The sequence below is a fragment of the Streptomyces sp. WAC 01529 genome (assembly GCF_003945545.1).
Classification (GTDB): domain Bacteria; phylum Actinomycetota; class Actinomycetes; order Streptomycetales; family Streptomycetaceae; genus Streptomyces; species Streptomyces anatolicus.
Genome location: NZ_CP029617.1, coordinates 1,197,687 through 1,212,877, shown reverse-complemented (window position 1 = coordinate 1,212,877; position 15,191 = coordinate 1,197,687). Strand labels below are relative to the sequence as shown.

15 protein-coding genes are annotated in these 15,191 nt (G+C 72.5%); 8 read left to right on the top strand and 7 right to left on the bottom strand.

What is annotated here, in order from left to right; genetic code table 11:
* Positions 1-330: 330 nt before the first annotated feature.
* Together DMA15_RS05405 and DMA15_RS05400 are read left to right on the top strand one after the other, a co-directional pair.
* Positions 331-1,458, top strand: a complete 1,128-nt coding sequence (locus tag DMA15_RS05405) for a hypothetical protein (RefSeq protein ID WP_125511512.1) — start codon at positions 331-333, stop codon at positions 1,456-1,458.
* Between the two features lie 46 nt (positions 1,459-1,504).
* Positions 1,505-2,605 (top strand): phosphotransferase family protein, encoded by a 1,101-nt coding sequence (locus tag DMA15_RS05400; protein ID WP_125511511.1) that lies wholly within the window; start codon positions 1,505-1,507, stop codon positions 2,603-2,605.
* 1 nt (position 2,606) lies between these two features.
* Here DMA15_RS05400 and DMA15_RS05395 read toward each other — a convergent pair whose 3' ends face one another.
* Entirely contained in the window at positions 2,607-3,035 is a 429-nt protein-coding gene (locus DMA15_RS05395) for a hypothetical protein (protein WP_125511510.1), read from the bottom strand.
* 233 nt (positions 3,036-3,268) lie between these two features.
* On the opposite strand from DMA15_RS05395, the gene DMA15_RS05390 reads away from it, so the two are divergent.
* The 4 genes from DMA15_RS05390 (at position 3,269) to fxsA (ending at position 7,374) form a co-directional block, all read left to right on the top strand.
* The gene (locus tag DMA15_RS05390) at positions 3,269-3,709 is read left to right on the top strand and encodes an Lrp/AsnC family transcriptional regulator (RefSeq protein WP_030789227.1); all 441 of its coding nucleotides are present in this window, start codon (positions 3,269-3,271) and stop codon (positions 3,707-3,709) included.
* Between the two features lie 42 nt (positions 3,710-3,751).
* Positions 3,752-5,401: an amidohydrolase gene (locus DMA15_RS05385; protein WP_125511509.1), complete on the top strand. Its 1,650-nt coding sequence runs from the start codon at positions 3,752-3,754 to the stop codon at positions 5,399-5,401.
* A gap of 491 nt (positions 5,402-5,892) precedes the next feature.
* Entirely contained in the window at positions 5,893-6,684 is a 792-nt protein-coding gene (locus DMA15_RS05380; RefSeq protein WP_125511508.1) for a polyprenol monophosphomannose synthase, read from the top strand.
* Positions 6,685-6,789: 105 nt separating this feature from the next.
* Positions 6,790-7,374, top strand: a complete 585-nt coding sequence (gene fxsA, locus DMA15_RS05375) for an FxsA family membrane protein (RefSeq protein WP_125511507.1) — start codon at positions 6,790-6,792, stop codon at positions 7,372-7,374.
* Positions 7,375-7,497: 123 nt separating this feature from the next.
* On the opposite strand, the gene DMA15_RS05370 is transcribed toward fxsA, so the two are convergent.
* The 4 genes from DMA15_RS05370 to DMA15_RS05355 form a co-directional block, all read right to left on the bottom strand.
* Entirely contained in the window at positions 7,498-7,872 is a 375-nt protein-coding gene (locus tag DMA15_RS05370) for an RNA polymerase-binding protein RbpA (protein ID WP_030360404.1), read from the bottom strand.
* 256 nt (positions 7,873-8,128) lie between these two features.
* Positions 8,129-9,478: an MFS transporter gene (locus DMA15_RS05365; protein ID WP_125511506.1), complete on the bottom strand. Its 1,350-nt coding sequence runs from the start codon at positions 9,476-9,478 to the stop codon at positions 8,129-8,131.
* 44 nt (positions 9,479-9,522) lie between these two features.
* Positions 9,523-10,290, bottom strand: coding sequence for a glycerophosphodiester phosphodiesterase (locus DMA15_RS05360; RefSeq protein WP_125511505.1), 768 nt, complete (start codon positions 10,288-10,290; stop codon positions 9,523-9,525).
* Complete coding sequence (locus DMA15_RS05355; protein WP_125511504.1) at positions 10,287-11,003, bottom strand: hypothetical protein; 717 nt, start codon at positions 11,001-11,003, stop codon at positions 10,287-10,289. Before DMA15_RS05355 ends, DMA15_RS05360 begins: the two co-directional genes overlap by 4 nt.
* Before the next feature lie 64 nt (positions 11,004-11,067).
* Here DMA15_RS05355 and DMA15_RS05350 point away from each other — a divergent pair, with 64 nt between their 5' ends.
* Positions 11,068-12,567, top strand: coding sequence for a PLP-dependent aminotransferase family protein (locus DMA15_RS05350; protein ID WP_125511503.1), 1,500 nt, complete (start codon positions 11,068-11,070; stop codon positions 12,565-12,567).
* A 69-nt stretch (positions 12,568-12,636) separates the two neighbouring features.
* Here the strand turns inward: DMA15_RS05350 and DMA15_RS05340 are convergent, their stop codons facing one another.
* Both DMA15_RS05340 and DMA15_RS05335 read right to left on the bottom strand, forming a co-directional pair.
* Positions 12,637-14,220 (bottom strand): hypothetical protein, encoded by a 1,584-nt coding sequence (locus DMA15_RS05340; RefSeq protein WP_125511502.1) that lies wholly within the window; start codon positions 14,218-14,220, stop codon positions 12,637-12,639.
* 36 nt (positions 14,221-14,256) lie between these two features.
* Positions 14,257-14,451, bottom strand: coding sequence for a hypothetical protein (locus tag DMA15_RS05335; RefSeq protein WP_030789254.1), 195 nt, complete (start codon positions 14,449-14,451; stop codon positions 14,257-14,259).
* A gap of 276 nt (positions 14,452-14,727) precedes the next feature.
* Between DMA15_RS05335 and DMA15_RS05330 the strand changes: the two genes are divergently transcribed.
* Positions 14,728-15,120, top strand: coding sequence for an ankyrin repeat domain-containing protein (locus DMA15_RS05330; RefSeq protein WP_125511501.1), 393 nt, complete (start codon positions 14,728-14,730; stop codon positions 15,118-15,120).
* Positions 15,121-15,191 lie beyond the last annotated feature (71 nt).

Below are 15,191 nucleotides of genomic sequence, written 5' to 3'. Positions count from 1 at the left end.
TGTCCGTGGGGGTCATGCCCGGCCAACGCCTCCCGCGCCGCCGAGGTCACCGCCGCGCGGATTAGTGCGTCAGTTCATGCCCTCCGCGTGTCGAGGCAGCGTACGCGGGGGTGTGGTGGCCGTGGGGCGGCGCGTGGCGGGGGCGTGGTGGGGTGTGGCGGCAGGCGAGCGGCGTGCCCGGGGCGCGGGCGGACCCCGGTCCGAGGGCAGGGGAAAGCGGCTCCCCGTGTCTGGCTCCGTCCCGGTAACTGACGTACCGTCATCTCCGCGCCGGAGGGCCCACACCGCCTCCCGCCACCCTGAACTGCCGTGCACCCAGGGAGGTCTGCCGTGGAAGACGACCGTCCGGTACCGCTCGACGAGTACCCCGTGCACCAAGTGCCCCTGTCGATGAAGCACGTCGCGACCGGCGACCGGAACGCCTATGACCGGTGCATCTTCCACCTCTTCGACCACACGGGCCACGCCCTGCTCATCCTCGGCCTCGGCGTCTATCCGAACACCGGTGTCATCGACGCGTACGCCACCCTCCGCGTCGGCGACACGCTCCACGCCGTACGCGCGTCCGACGCCCTCGGCGACGACCGGACGGACCTGCGCGTAGGCCCGCTGCGCATCACCGTCGACGAGCCGCTGCGCCGCCTGCGCCTGGAGTGCGCCGCCGACCCGGACGACCCCGCGTCCCTGTCGTACGACCTGACCTGGACCGCCGACTTCCCCGCCCTCTGGGAGCCGCACCACATCCAGCGCCGCGGCGCCCGGCTGACCCTGGAAGGGCGCCGCTTCGTCCAGGCGGGCCGCCCCCGCGGAATGATCCGCGCGGGCGGCGAGGAGATCTCCGTGGCCCCGGGGGAGTGGACCGCGACCCGCGACCGGAGCTGGGGCGTGCGGCCCATCCCCGGCGAGGAACGCGGGCTCCTGGAAGAGGAGTTCGCCACCGAGGGCTTCCACTGGATCTGGTGCCCGGTCCGCTTCGACGACCGCTTCCTGATGGTCATCACGCAGGAGGACGCGGACGGCTACCGCACCCTGAACGACGCCACCCTCGTCCGCCCGGGCCTGCGCGACCGCCAACTCGGCTGGCCCCGCGCCGACATCACCTACCGCCCCGGCACCCGGCACCCCGAGCACGCCCGCATCCACCTCACCGGCCCCGACGACCACAAGCCCCTGGAGCTCGGCGTGGAGATCCTCGCCTCGCTGCCGCTGGCCGTGGGCGCCGGATATCCGCCCGCCGACGACTGGCAGCACGGCACCTGGCGCGGCCGCGACTGGACCGACCGCCGCGTCTACGACCTCTCCGACCCCGCAGCCCACCCCCTGGCCGCGTACGGAGTCATCGACCACGCCGCCCGCTTCACCCTCGACGGGCAGACCGGGTACGGCATTTTCGAGCACGGCAGCTTCGGCCGTCACGACCCGAGCGGCTTCTGCGGGTTCGACTCCGTGGCGCCCTGAGACGCGTCGCGAACGCCCCACCGCCCCGCGAGGAAGGAGCACGGCCATGGCATCGACGCCCCGCCCCCGCACCACCACGCGCGAACCGGAAGAACTCGCCCGCCGTCTCACCGCCTGGCTCGACACCCGCCTGCCCGGCGCCAAGGCGGCCGACGTGACCGTGCCCGAGTCCAACGGCATGTCCAGCGAGACACTGCTCTTCACCGTCGAACACCCCGAACCGCCCCTGCGCGGCTGCGCGTTGCGCCTGGCGGCCGACCCGGCGGCGTACACGATCTTCCCCGTCTGCGACATGCCGCGCCAATACCGCACCATGCGGCTCGTCGCCGAACGCACCGACCTGCCGGTGCCGCGCGTCCTGTGGCTGGAAGAGGACCCCCGGCCGCTCGGCGCGCCCTTCTTCGTCATGGAACGGGTCGAGGGCCGCGTACCGCCGGACGTCATGCCCTACACCTACGAGGGGAACTGGCTGCACGCCGCGACCGACGCCGAACGCGCGCACCTGGAGGAGGCGTCGGTCAGGATCGTGGCCCGGCTGCACGACCAAGTCCCGGCGGGCGACGCGCACTTCCTCGCGCTGCCCGGTGAGGGAAGTCCCCTGCGCCGCCATGTCACGGCCCAACGCGCCTACTACGCATGGGTGGTGAGCGGCCTGCCCCGCTCGCCCCTCATCGAGAGCGCCTTCGACCGTCTCGAGGAGCTGTGGCCGCACACCGAAGGCGCACCCGTCCTCAACTGGGGCGACGCGCGCATCGGGAACATCGTCTACGCTGGCTTCGAGCCCGCGGCCGTCCTGGACTGGGAGATGGCGGCCCTCGCACCGCGCGAGGTCGACCTCGGCTGGATGGTCTACCTCCACCGCTTCTTCCAGGATCTGACGGTGAGTTTCGGCCAACCGGGCTTGCCGGACTTCCTGCGCCGGGACCGCGTCGAGGAGACCTACGCCGCGCTCACCGGTCACACCCCGCGGGAGATGGACTTCTACACGCTGTACGCGGCGCTGCGGCACGCGATCGTCATGCTGCGCGTCGCCTACCGCCAGGTCCACTTCGGCGAGGCCGAGGCGCCCGGCGCCCCCGAGGACGCGGACGCGCTGATCCTGCACCACGGCAGCCTCGCGGCCATGGTGCAGGGCAGCTACTGGTGACTCAGGCGGCGGGGCGCTGCTGCCGCGGCACGCGGAAGGGCCGCGAGCCCGGACCGCCCACGTGCGAGAACGGCTGCGTCCGCCAGTCCAGTTCCTGAGGGAGCGTCAACAGCAGGGCGGTGTCCTGCTCCTGAGCCTCCATCGACTCGTCCGCGGGGGTGGCCTCCGCGGCCGCTCGGCCGGTGCCGGTGCAGACCGTGAGCCCGAACGGGTTCCACGGAGTGGGGCACAGCGCGTGCTCGGGCAGGACGTCCTCGTCGGCGAGGAGTGCGATCGGCTGCCCGCAGTCGGGGCAGTTCACGCGGTACATCTCAAAGGTGTCGTACGCGTCGAGAAGGGCGTCAGTCGGTTCGACGCCCTCCGGCTCGGGCTCGGCGACCTGCTGCTGCTTGTCGCGAGTGGACCTGCCGGGACGCTTCAGATTCTGCATGGGACTCTCCCCCTTGGGTGGGCCGACAAGGCACTGCGGCCTCGACCACAGCAAGCACTTCCCGTCCCGTCGTAGGGGTAATCGTGGCATCCCATCGGACACGGTCAACGCGGTGTGGCGTTCGTCACATGCCCAGGGGAGTTGCCCCCGCCGCGCGCGTCCGGCGGGTGCCCGGATATCCGAAGGGATCACTTGGGTATCCGCGGGGATCAAGAGCCCTGTAGGTTCGGCGCATGGAGGAGCTGGACCGACAGATCGTGCAGCTGCTCGTCAAGGACGGGCGGATGAGCTACACCGACCTGGGCAAGGCCACGGGCCTGTCCACATCGGCCGTGCACCAGCGGGTACGCCGCCTCGAACAGCGGGGAGTCATCCGCGGCTACGCCGCGGTCGTGGACCCCGAGGCCGTGGGGCTGCCGCTCACGGCATTCATCTCGGTGAAGCCGTTCGACCCCAGCGCGCCCGACGACATCGCCGAGCGCCTCGCGGGCGTTCCCGAGATCGAGGCGTGCCACAGCGTCGCGGGCGACGAGAACTACATCCTCAAGGTGCGCGTCGCCACCCCGCTGGAACTGGAACACCTGCTGAGCCGTCTGCGCGCGCTCGCCGGCGTCTCCACGCGCACGACCGTCGTGCTCTCCACTCCCTACGAGGCGCGCCCGCCCCAGGTGTGACCCGCGCGCGGGACACCCGCCCGCAGGGGCGAGACTGGACCCATGAGCCAGAGCACCGCCCCCGACGACGCCCGGGACCCCCAGAACCACCGCACCGTGCTGCTGCGCGGCGGCGACGTCCACAGCCCCGCCGACCCGTTCGCCACCGCGATGGTCATCGAGCGCGGCCATGTCGCCTGGGTCGGCTCCGAGGGCGCGGCGGACGCCTTCGCGGACGGCGTCGACGAGGTCGTCGACCTCGAAGGAGCCCTGGTCACCCCGGCGTTCACGGACGCCCACGTACACACCACGGCCACCGGTCTCGCGCTGACGGGACTCGACCTCTCGGGGGCCCGCTCCCTGGACGACGCGCTCGTTCTCGTACGCGAACACGCCGCCGCGCGACCGCACGACAGGGTCCTGCTCGGCCACGGCTGGGACGCCGCACGCTGGCCCGGCGGCCGCCCGCCCACGCGCGGGGAACTCGACGAGGCCACCGGCGGACGGCCGCTCTACCTCTCCCGCATCGACGTCCACTCGGCGGTCGCCACCACCGCCCTGCTCGACCTGGTGCCCGGCATCACCGAGCGCACCGGCTTCCACCCGGACGCCCCCCTCACCGGCGACGCCCACCACGGGGTGCGCGCCACCGCCCTGGCCGCGATCACGCCCGCCCAGCGCACCGAGGCCCAGCGCGCGGCGCTCAAGCGCGCCGCCTCCCTCGGCATCGGCTCCGTGCACGAGTGCGCGGGCCCGGAGATCTCCGACGAGGACGACTTCACCGGGCTGCTGCGGCTCGCCGCCGAGGAGGCCGGGCCCCGAGTCGTCGGCTACTGGGCCGAGAAGGGCCCCGAAGGCGTGGCGCGCGCCCGGGAGTTGGGCGCGGCCGGTGCCGCGGGCGACCTCTTCGTGGACGGCGCCCTCGGCTCGCACACCGCCTGCCTGCACGAGCCGTACGCCGACGGCGCCCACACCGGCACGGCCCACCTGGACGCCGCCGAGGTCGCCGCCCACGTCGTGGCGTGCACCGAGGCGGGCCTTCAGGCGGGCTTCCACGCCATTGGGGACGCCGCGGTGGCCTCCGTGGTCGACGGAGTGCGGCTGGCCGCCGAGAAGGTCGGCCCGGCCCGCGTCAGGGCCGCCAGGCACCGCGTGGAGCACGCCGAGATGCTCACGCCCGAGACGATCGCGGGGTTCGCCGAGTTCGGCCTCACCGCGTCCGTCCAGCCCGCCTTCGACGCCCTGTGGGGCGGCGATGACGGCATGTACGCCATGCGCCTCGGCGCCGAACGGGCCCGCACCCTCAACCCGTACGCGGCCCTCCTGCGCACCGGCGTGCCCCTCGCCTTCGGCTCCGACAGCCCCGTCACGCCCCTCGACCCCTGGGGCACGGTCCGCGCCGCCGCCTTCCACCGCACGCCCGAGCACCGCGTCTCCGTGCGCGCCGCGTTCACCGCCCACACCCGGGGCGGCTGGCGGGCCGTCGGCCGTGACGACGCGGGCCTCCTGGTGCCGGGCGCGCCCGCGGACTACGCCGTGTGGCGCACCGCCGATCTGGTGGTGCAGGCCCCCGACGACCGCGTGGCCCGCTGGTCGACCGACCCGCGCTCGGGCACGCCCGGCCTGCCCGACCTGTCGCCGGGGGCCGAACTCCCCGTCTGCCTGCGCACCGTGGTGGCCGGTCAGCCGGTCCATGTGGGGCCGGACGAGTGATGTCCCGGCGGTGCGCGGCGCCGATCCCGGCCCGCCAGGGCTCCGTACGACCTGCGTATCCTCGGCACTGACCTGGCGGTCTTCAACAACACCGCAGTTCACAGGGCTATTGACAGAGAGCCGCCGTGGGCCGGTAGGTTCGGCCGGGTCCACCACAGGACGTCCGACCGGCGGACCTCCACGCAGTCGTCGAACGCCGCTGGGTCATGGGTGGTGTGCCGCACCGGCGCACCACCGCTGGGAGCCAGATCCAGCGTCCGCGACGCGGAGGCGCGGGAACGTATCAGCCGGTCGGCAGGTGTGACCCGGGTCGGGCCCGGACGCTCAGTAGACAACGGCTTTCGGTCGATCCGCAGCCAGCGGGTCCCGGGCCGGCCCGAAGGGCGCCGGGCCCCGATCCGCAGTCCTGGATCCGCCGACCTCCGTGCCGCCGCTGAGGCGCAGGCCGCGGCCACTATGGTGGTCCTCTGCGTACAAACGAAGGGGCAGTAGTGAACGACGGCGGTCGGGTCTCCGAAGCGGGGGACCAGGGGAGGCAGTTCGGCTCGCTCGGCACGGCCTTGGTGATCATTCCGACCTACGACGAGGCGGAGAACATCCAGGCCATCGTCGGCCGGGTGCGGGCTTCCGTGCCGGACGCGCACGTCCTGGTCGCCGATGACAACAGCCCCGACGGCACCGGCAAGCTCGCCGACGAGCTGGCGGCCGAGGACGAGCAGGTCCACGTACTGCACCGCAAGGGCAAGGAAGGCCTCGGCGCCGCCTACCTCGCGGGTTTCCGCTGGGGGCTCGACAACGGCTACGGCGTGCTCATCGAGATGGACGCCGACGGCTCCCACCAGCCCGAGGAGCTGCCCCGGCTGCTGACCGCGCTCAAGGGCGCCGACCTCGTGCTCGGCTCGCGCTGGGTGCCCGGCGGCCGGGTGGTGAACTGGCCCAAGCACCGCGAGTTCATCTCCCGCGGCGGCAGCACCTACTCGCGCCTCCTGCTGGACGTGCCGATCCGCGACGTGACGGGCGGCTACCGCGCCTTCCGCCGCGAGACCCTGGAGGGCCTCGGCCTCGCCGAGGTCGAGTCGCAGGGCTACTGCTTCCAGGTCGACCTCGCGCGGCGCGCGATCAAGGCGGGCTACCACGTCGTCGAGGTGCCCATCACCTTCGTCGAGCGGGAGCTGGGCGACAGCAAGATGAGCCAGAACATCGTCGTCGAGGCGCTGTGGCGGGTCACGGCCTGGGGCGTCGGGGAGCGCGTCGGCCGCGTCATCGGCCGCAAGCAGCCCTGAGAGGGCCCCTCCGTCCTGATCGGCCCTGATCGGCGACTTCCGGACCCGGCCTTCTTGATCATCCCCCTTATCCCGGCCTGAGGCCGTCCCAGGCACACTGGGAGCATGACGACCGGCGCACCGCCTCCCATCCGACCCGCCAGGACCAGACGCTCGGGACCCCTGAGGTTCCTGCCGCTCGGCATCGCCGCGTGGCTCGTCCTGGAGATCTGGCTGCTCACCGTCGTGGCGGGCGCCACGAGCGGGTTCGTGGTCCTCCTGCTCCTGGTGGGTGGCCTGGTGCTCGGCTCCGCGGTGATCAAGCGGGCCGGGCGCAGGGCCTTCCGCAAGCTCAGCGAGGCCGTGCAACAGCAGCAGAGCGGCGTGCCGCCCCAGTCCGAGGCCGCGGGTGGCGGCGGGGCCCTGACGATGCTGGGCGGCCTGCTGATCATCCTGCCGGGGCTGATCTCGGACGCCCTGGGGCTGATCCTGCTGGTGCCGCCGGTCCAGAAGGCCCTCGGGCGGTATGCGGAGCGGGCCATCGAACGCAAGATGCGCACGATGCGCGAGGCGACGCCCGGCGGCCTCGGCGACGCCTTCCAGCAGGCGCGCATGCACCGCCCCGACGGCAAGGTCGTCCAGGGCGAGGTCATCAAGGACGAGCCGTCGGCGCGCGGCCCGCGGCCGGACGACCCGCAGCTGCCGCGCTGACACGCACCGCGGACCGCGGACCGGGTACGAGTCCGCGGAAACGCGCACGAGGGCCGGGGCCACTGCTGAGCAGTGGCCCCGGCCCTCGTGTTTGTGCTGTGCGGTGGTGTGCCGGGTCCGTTGTCAGGCGGACTTGCGGCTGTCCCGCGGATGCACCGCGATGTTCATCGCGCCGGACCGAAGGACCGCGAGGCGCTCCTCCAGGACCTCTTCGAGTTCCTCTCGGGTACGGCGCTCCATGAGCATGTCCCAGTGCGTACGCGCCGGCTTGCCCTTCTTTTCCTCAGGTCCGTCGCCGTCTACCAGGAGTGCCTGGGCCCCGCAGACCTTGCACTCCCACTCCGGCGGGATCTCCGCCTCGACCGAGAACGGCATCTCGAAACGATGTCCGTTCTGGCATGCGTACTCCACGGCCTGGCGCGGAGCCAGGTCGATGCCGCGGTCGGTCTCGTAGCTAGTCACCACAAGACGCGTGCCGCGAAGAGCTCGCTCACTCATGAATCGTGCCTCCCGGGCTTGTCGCCCACAGGACAGGTGTCGCTGTCGTCGTCATCCGGTCAACGTCCGGTCGGCGGTAAAGATTCCCGTTCAGGGTCATGCGTCGCCGTCGTATGCCGCCCCTTGTTGTACCCACCAGTGCCCGGTTTGTCACATCTGGCAGCAGATGTCACCCAGCGTTTCTGATTCCTCAGCTCGCAGTAACGGTCCGCCTGGCAGGCCAAACGCGTACACTACCGCCCTTTGCCCTCAGTTGCTAAATCCGGTCGGGTACGGGGTTCCCCGCGTCGCGCACCGCACGCCTCACCGGCACCCTCGCGAGCAGCGCGAATCCGAGCAGGAAGAAGGCCACGAGAGAGACGATCGCGTCCCGGTAGCTTCCCGTGAGCTGGTAGGTGAGGCCGAAGATCAGCGGTCCGAGCCAGGCCATGCCGCGGTCGCTGATCTCGTACGCGGAGAAGTATTCGGCCTCCTTGCCGCGCGGCACCAGATGCGAGAAGAGCGAGCGGGACAGCGCCTGCGTGCCGCCGAGGACCAGGCCGATCCCCGCCGCCAGGACGAAGAACCACGCGGGCGCGCCCGGGGGCAGGAAGTAGCCCGCCCCGATCGTCACCGTCCAGGCGACGAGGGAGCCGAGGATGGTGCGCTTGGCGCCGTACGTCCGGGCCAGCCTGCCCATCCCGAGGGCCCCCGCCACCGCGAGCACCTGCACCAGCAGGACCGCCACGATCAGCGTGGACTGTTCGAGCCCCAGCTCCTCGGAGCCGTAGACGGACGCCTGCGAGATCACCGTCTGGACCCCGTCGTTGTAGACGAGATAGGCCAGCAGGAAGGCGAGCGTGTGGGGATGGCGGCGCATGTCCCGCACCGTCGCCACCAGCTGCCGCAGACCGCCGCGCTCCGTGGAGCCCTCGGACGGTGCCGTCCGCCGGTCGCGCAGCCGCTTCAGGGGTACGAGGGTGAAGGCGCCCCACCACACCCCGGCCGACGCCAGACAGATGCGGACCGCGGTCGACTCCGAGACGCCGAAGCTGTCATGGGCGAGGAACAGCACGAGGTCGGCCACCAGGACCAGGGCCCCCGACGCGTAACCGAAGGCCCAGCCGCGCGAGGAGACCGCGTCGCGCTCCTCCGGAGGGGCGATCTGCGGCAGATACGAGTTGTAGAGGACCATCGAGACGGCGAGCGAGGCGTTGGCGACGATCAGCAGGAGAGCGCCGAGGAGATAGCGGTCGCCGTCCAGGAAGAACATGCCCGCTGTCGCGGCCGCACCCAGATACGCGGCCGCGGCCAGCAGGGGCTTCTTGCGCCCCGTACGGTCGGCGGCGGCGCCCGCCAGCGGCATCACGAAGACCGACACGATCACCGAGGCGGAGACGGTGTACGCGAAGAAGGACCCCGCGCGGACCGGGATGCCCAGCGGGTGCACATACCCCTCGGGGTCGGCCGCCGCCTTGGCGATCTCCGTGAGGTAGGGGCCCAGGAAGACGGTCAGGACGCTCGTCGAGTAGACCGAGCACGCCCAGTCGTAGAAGTACCAGCCCCGCTGCTCACGCCGTCGTTCGGCGATTTCGGCGGCCGCCGTCCGCACGGTGTCGGTGCCCACCCGTGACCTCGCTGTTCCCCGTGGTGCACGCCGCCCTCGGGCGGTCAGACCCAGCTCCCCCGGTCCTTCAGCACCTCGCGCAGCGTCTCGATGTGATCGGAAACTATGCCATCCACGCCCAGGTCCAGCAGGGTGGCCATCCGCTCGGCGTCGTTGACGGTCCACACGTGGACCTGGAGCCCGCGCGCGTGGGCGGCGCGGACGAAGCGGCGGTCGACCACCCGGATCCCGGCGTGCGCCTCGGGCACCTGCGCGCAGACCGCCGAACGGCGCGGGGCCGCCGGGAGGCCGTACGACCGCAGGCGCAGCGCCGCCACGCCACGCGTGCCGAGCGAGGTGGCCAGGCGGGGGCCCGCCAGGCGCTGGGCCCGGGCCACGCGCGCCTCGGAGAACGAGCCGACGCAGATCCGGTCCCAGGAGCCGGTGCGGCGGATCAGGTCGAGGAGCGGCAGGAGGGCGGGCTCGGCCTTCACGTCCACGTTCCAGCGCACCTCGGGGAAGGTCTCCAGAAGCTCTTCGAAGAGGGGCACCGGTTCGCTGCCGGCCACGCGCGCGTGCCGCACCTCGCTCCAGGGGAGGTCGACGATGCGTCCCGCCGCGTCCGTCACCCGGTCGAGCGTCGCGTCGTGGAAGGCGACGAGGCGGCCGTCGGCCGTGGCGTGCACGTCGGTCTCGATGTAGCGGTAGCCGAGGCCGACGGCCCGCCGGAAGGCCGCGGCGGTGTTCTCCAGACCGTCGGCCGCGCCCCCGCGGTGGGCGAGGGCGAGCGGGCCCGGGTGGTCGAGGTAGGGGTGGCGTACGCGCGTCGTCACCGCTGAAGTATCGCGTGCTCCGAGGGGTCGCCGACGGTCGTGGCCTCTCCCGCGGCGGGCATGGGCTCGGGCGTGGGCGTGGGCTCGGGGAGCGCGAAGCGGCGCAGGAAGAACTGGGCGAGCGGGCCGATGGCCAGCGCGTACAGGACCGTGCCGAAGCCGACCGTGCCGCCGAGCGCGAAGCCGGTGGCGACGACCGTCACCTCGATGAGGGTGCGCATCAGGCGGATCGACCGGCCGGTGCGCCGGTGCAGGCCCGTCATCAGGCCGTCGCGCGGGCCGGGTCCGAAGGAGGCGGTGATGTACAGGCCGGTCGCCACACCGTTGAGGACGACGCCCGCCAGCAGCAGGGGGACGCGGGTGGCGAGTGTGTCCGCGTCCGGCAGGAGCGCCAGGGTGGCGTCCATCGAGAGGCCGCAGACGAAGACGTTCGACACGGTGCCGAGCCCCGGGCGCTGCCGCAGGGGGATCCACAGCAGCAGGACGGCCGCGCCGACGATGATCGAGACGACACCGATGGACAGCCCCGTCAGCGTGGCCAGACCCTGGTTGAGCACGTTCCACGGCTCGGAGCCGAGCCCCGCGGCCACGATCAGCGCGGAGCTGGCCCCGTACAGCGTCAGACCGGCGTACAGCCGCGCCAGCCGTCGTGTGAGATGTGGCTTCGTCCCGGTCAACTGGTGCCCCCTGCTGGTGATAGTGGCCCGACACATGACACCCTGTGGCTTGTAAGCACACCGCAACCATGGCCAATTCGGGGAAGGTGGACTGGGAATCATGGCTCAGTGGACTTCGGCGATGGGCTCGACTCAGCTCGCCCGGCTCCTCGCCTCCCAGCAGGCGCGCCCCACCGGCACGGGCACCCGCCGCCCGCCCGCCTACCGCGCCCTCGCCGACGGCATCCGGCTGCTCGTCCTCGAAGGACGCGTCCCCGTGGCCGCCCGCCTGCCCGCGGAGCGCGAGCTAGCGGTGGCACTCGCCGTCAGCCGCACCACCGTGGCCGCCGCCTATGAGGCGCTGCGCACCGAGGGCTTCCTGGAGTCCCGCAGGGGAGCGGGCAGCTGGACGGCCGTCCCGGCCGGAAACCCGCTTCCCGCGCGCGGGCTCGAACCGCTGCCGCCCGAGGCGCTCGGCTCCATGATCGACCTGGGCTGTGCCGCGCTGCCCGCGCCCGAGCCCTGGCTCACCCGCTCCGTCCAGGGCGCCCTCGAAGCGCTTCCGCCGTACGCCCACACGCACGGCGACTACCCCGCGGGCCTGCCCGCGCTGCGCGAGATGCTCGCCGAGCGCTACACCGCGCGCGGGATCCCGACCATGCCCGAGCAGATCATGGTCACCACCGGCGCGATGGGCGCCATCGACGCGATCTGCCACCTCTTCGCGGGCCGCGGCGAACGGATCGCCGTCGAGTCCCCCTCGTACGCCAACATCCTCCAGCTGATGCGGGAGGCGGGCGCCCGGCTCGTCCCCGTCGCCATGGCCGAGGGGCTTCGGGGCTGGGACATGGACCGCTGGCGGCAGGTCCTGCGCGACGCGGCGCCCCGGCTCGCGTACGTCGTCGCGGACTTCCACAACCCCACGGGCGCGCTCGCGAGCGAGGACCAGCGCAGGCAGCTGGTGGAGGCGGCCCGCTCGGCGGGCACGGTCCTCGTCGTCGACGAGACGATGAGCGAACTGAGCCTCGAACCGGAGCTCGACATGCCGCGCCCCGTCTGCGGGTTCGACCCCGCGGGCTCCACCGTCATCACCGTCGGCTCGGCGAGCAAGGCGTTCTGGGCGGGCATGCGGATCGGCTGGGTGCGGGCGGCTCCCGACGTGATCCGCAGCCTCGTCGCGGCACGCGCGTACGCCGATCTGGGCACTCCCGTCCTGGAACAGCTCGCCGTGAACTGGCTGCTGAACACCGGAGGCTGGGAGGCCGCCGTGGACATCCGCAGGGAGCAGGCCAGGGAGAACCGCGACGCGTTGGTCGCCGCCGTGCGCCGCGAGCTGCCCGGCTGGGAGTTCGAGGTGCCGCGCGGCGGTCTGACGCTGTGGGTGCGCACCGGGGGCCTGTCGGGGTCGCGGCTCGCCGAGGTGGGCGAGCGCGTGGGGGTGCGGGTGCCGTCAGGGCCGCGCTTCGGTGTCGACGGGGCCTTCGAGGGGTATGTGCGGCTGCCGTTCACCGTGGGAGGTGCGGTGGCCGAGGAGGCCGCGGTGCGCCTGGCCGCCGCCGCCCGCCTAGTCGAGACGGGCGCCGGTACGGGGGCGGAGATCGCGTACCCGTTCGTGGCCTGAGCCTGAGCCTGAGCCTGGGCCTGAGCCTGAGCCTGGGCCTGAGTCGGGGGCGGGTGCGAGGGCGGGGGCTCAGCTCTCCGCGGGGACTGGTTCCGCCTCCGTGATCTCCTCGGGCAGCTCGTCGGCGGGGAGCGTGTCCGCCGGAGTGCTGCGCTCCGGCAGCAGCTCCATGACCGCCCTGCGGTGGGCTTCGCTGGTCGCGTCGTCGTAGGGATCGGGTGTCGCGGGGACCTGGAGGCGGTGCACCGGGCCCGCGCCGAGCCGCGCGTAGCCCCGGCCGGGCGGGACCTCCGCGGTGGGCGTCGTGTGGGGCGGCGCTCCGAGGACCTCCTCCACCTGGTCGGGGGCGGCCGGTCCGAGTACCACCCGCGCGCGCGTGTGCTGGTGTACGGCGTCGCTCAGGGCGTCCAGGCAGTCCAGCTGGTCCGCCACGGCCACCGTCACGTTCGCCGCCCTGCCGTGCCGCAGCGGGACCTGGAGCAGCGACTGGGGGTCGTTGCGCCCGTCGGCGGCGGCGAGGTGCCCGAGCGCGCTCGGCCGGTCGAGGAGGATCCACAGGGGACGCTTGGTGTCCTCCGGCGGCGGGTGGCCCGCCTGCCGGGCGCGGTTGGCGGCGATGAGCCTGCGCTCGGTCTCGTGCGCGGCCCATTCGAGGCTCGCCAGCGCCCCGGCGAGCCCGCACTCGATGGCAAGGACCCCGTCGCGGCCCGCCAGGCACGCGTAGTCGCCGGTGCCGCCGCCCTCGACGATGAGGACATCGCCGTACTGGAGCGCCTGGAGGGCGATGGAGCGCAGCAGCGTCGTCGTCCCGGTGCCCGGCCGGCCCGTGATCAGCAAGTGGGGCTCCGTGGAGCGGGGACCGGTGCGCCATACGACGGGGGGCACGTCGCGGCGCTCCTCGCCGTCGGTCACCGGCAGGGTGCGCTGGACGCCGGTCTCGTCGGTGAAGCCGAGGACGGTCTCACCGGGGTTGGTGACGAAGCGCTGGGCGGCGATGTCGGTGGGGAGCGGGGGCAGGACGGTGACGGTGAGTTCGTTGCTCTCCTCGTCCCACGCGAAGTGGTATTCGCGTCCGCGGCCCGACTTCGCGTGCAGCAGCTGTTCGATCCGCGCGCGGGACTCGGCCTCGCCGTCCGTGAAGTACGCGGGGTACTGCACCACCAGCCGGGAGACGCGGCCGGTGTCGTCGAACTCGTAGGTGGTGAAGGCCTTGTCCCAGGCACCGCCGTGCGCGAAGACCGGGGCAGGGTCCTCGGGGACCGAGAAGTACGGGACGAGCGCTTCGTAGAGGCACTGCAACCGCTGTGCCTGGGCCTCGTCCGGGCCGTCGGGCGCGGGCGCGGTGCGCTCGCGGCCCGTCCATCCGGCGGCCGCCATCAAGGAGACGAGGGCGAGCATCGGCCCGTAGGGGACGAGGGCCACGACCAGGACCACGGAGGCCACCAGGAAGAGCAGCGGCCCGCGCTTGTCCTTGGGCGTGTCGGCCCACCTGCGCCGCCCGGCGGCAGCCAGCCGGCGCAGTCCACGAGCGATCGTGATCAGCGGGTGGAGAACGTCGGTGGCGCTGTCCGCGGCCGACCGTGCCAGCTCCCGGCTGCGCGCGAGGCACACGGTGCCGTTACTCAGGATGCGGGGGAGTGGGCGCCTGGCCACGTCAGTCTCCTGGAGTGCGTATGAAGGGATGAGCCTTTAGAACTTGATGCCGCCGAGGAGGCTCGCGAGGCTCGCGCTGCCGGCCTTGATGCTCGGGGCGATGGCGGTGCCCGCCATGAAGAAGCCGAAGAGCGCGCAGACCACGGCGTGGGAGGCCTTGAGGCCGTCCTTGCGGAAGAAGAGGAAGACGATGATTCCGAGCAGTACGACGCCCGAGATGGAAAGGACCATGACGCTTCTCCTGAGGTGGTGGGGACAGTCACCATGAGTTCTTCCAGGTTCACAGCATGTATCCATACGACAAAAGGTGCAAAGGAGTGAAATTCTCTGAATTTCCCTCCAATGGCAGAGCCCTGCCGGGGCGTCGAGTAGCAGGTCAGGAAGGTTTCCGTGCCTGCCGTGATCTTTGCCTCGGGCAGGCCGCGTCATGTGCCCGCCGGGGCAGTACCCTGTCGATTCACTCGTACGGCCGTACACGCGGCGCATCCCAGAAAGGCGGACGACCCCATGAGCGAAGCCCCCGACCCCGAGGTCGTGGAGCTGGCGACCAAGATCTTCGATCTGGCGCGCCAGGGGGACGCAGCGGCGCTCGCGGCGTACGTCGACGCGGGGGTCCCGGCCAACCTCACCAATGACAGCGGCGACTCGCTCGTGATGCTGGCGGCCTACCACGGGCACGCCGAGGCCGTCCGTGTCCTCCTGGAGCGCGGCGGCGACGCGAACCGCGCCAACGACCGGGGGCAGACACCGCTCGCCGGGGCCGTCTTCAAGGGCGCCGACTCGGTGATCCGCGCCCTCCTGGACGGCGGGGCCGATCCGTCCGCCGGGACGCCGTCGGCGGTGGACACCGCCCGGATGTTCCAGAAGACGGAGTTGTTGGAGCTGTTCGGGGCCGCCTGAGCGGGTACCCGACCAGCAGCTACGGGGGCGCTGGAAATGTGGTCGCGGCGGACATGACCGCCGGGTCATCA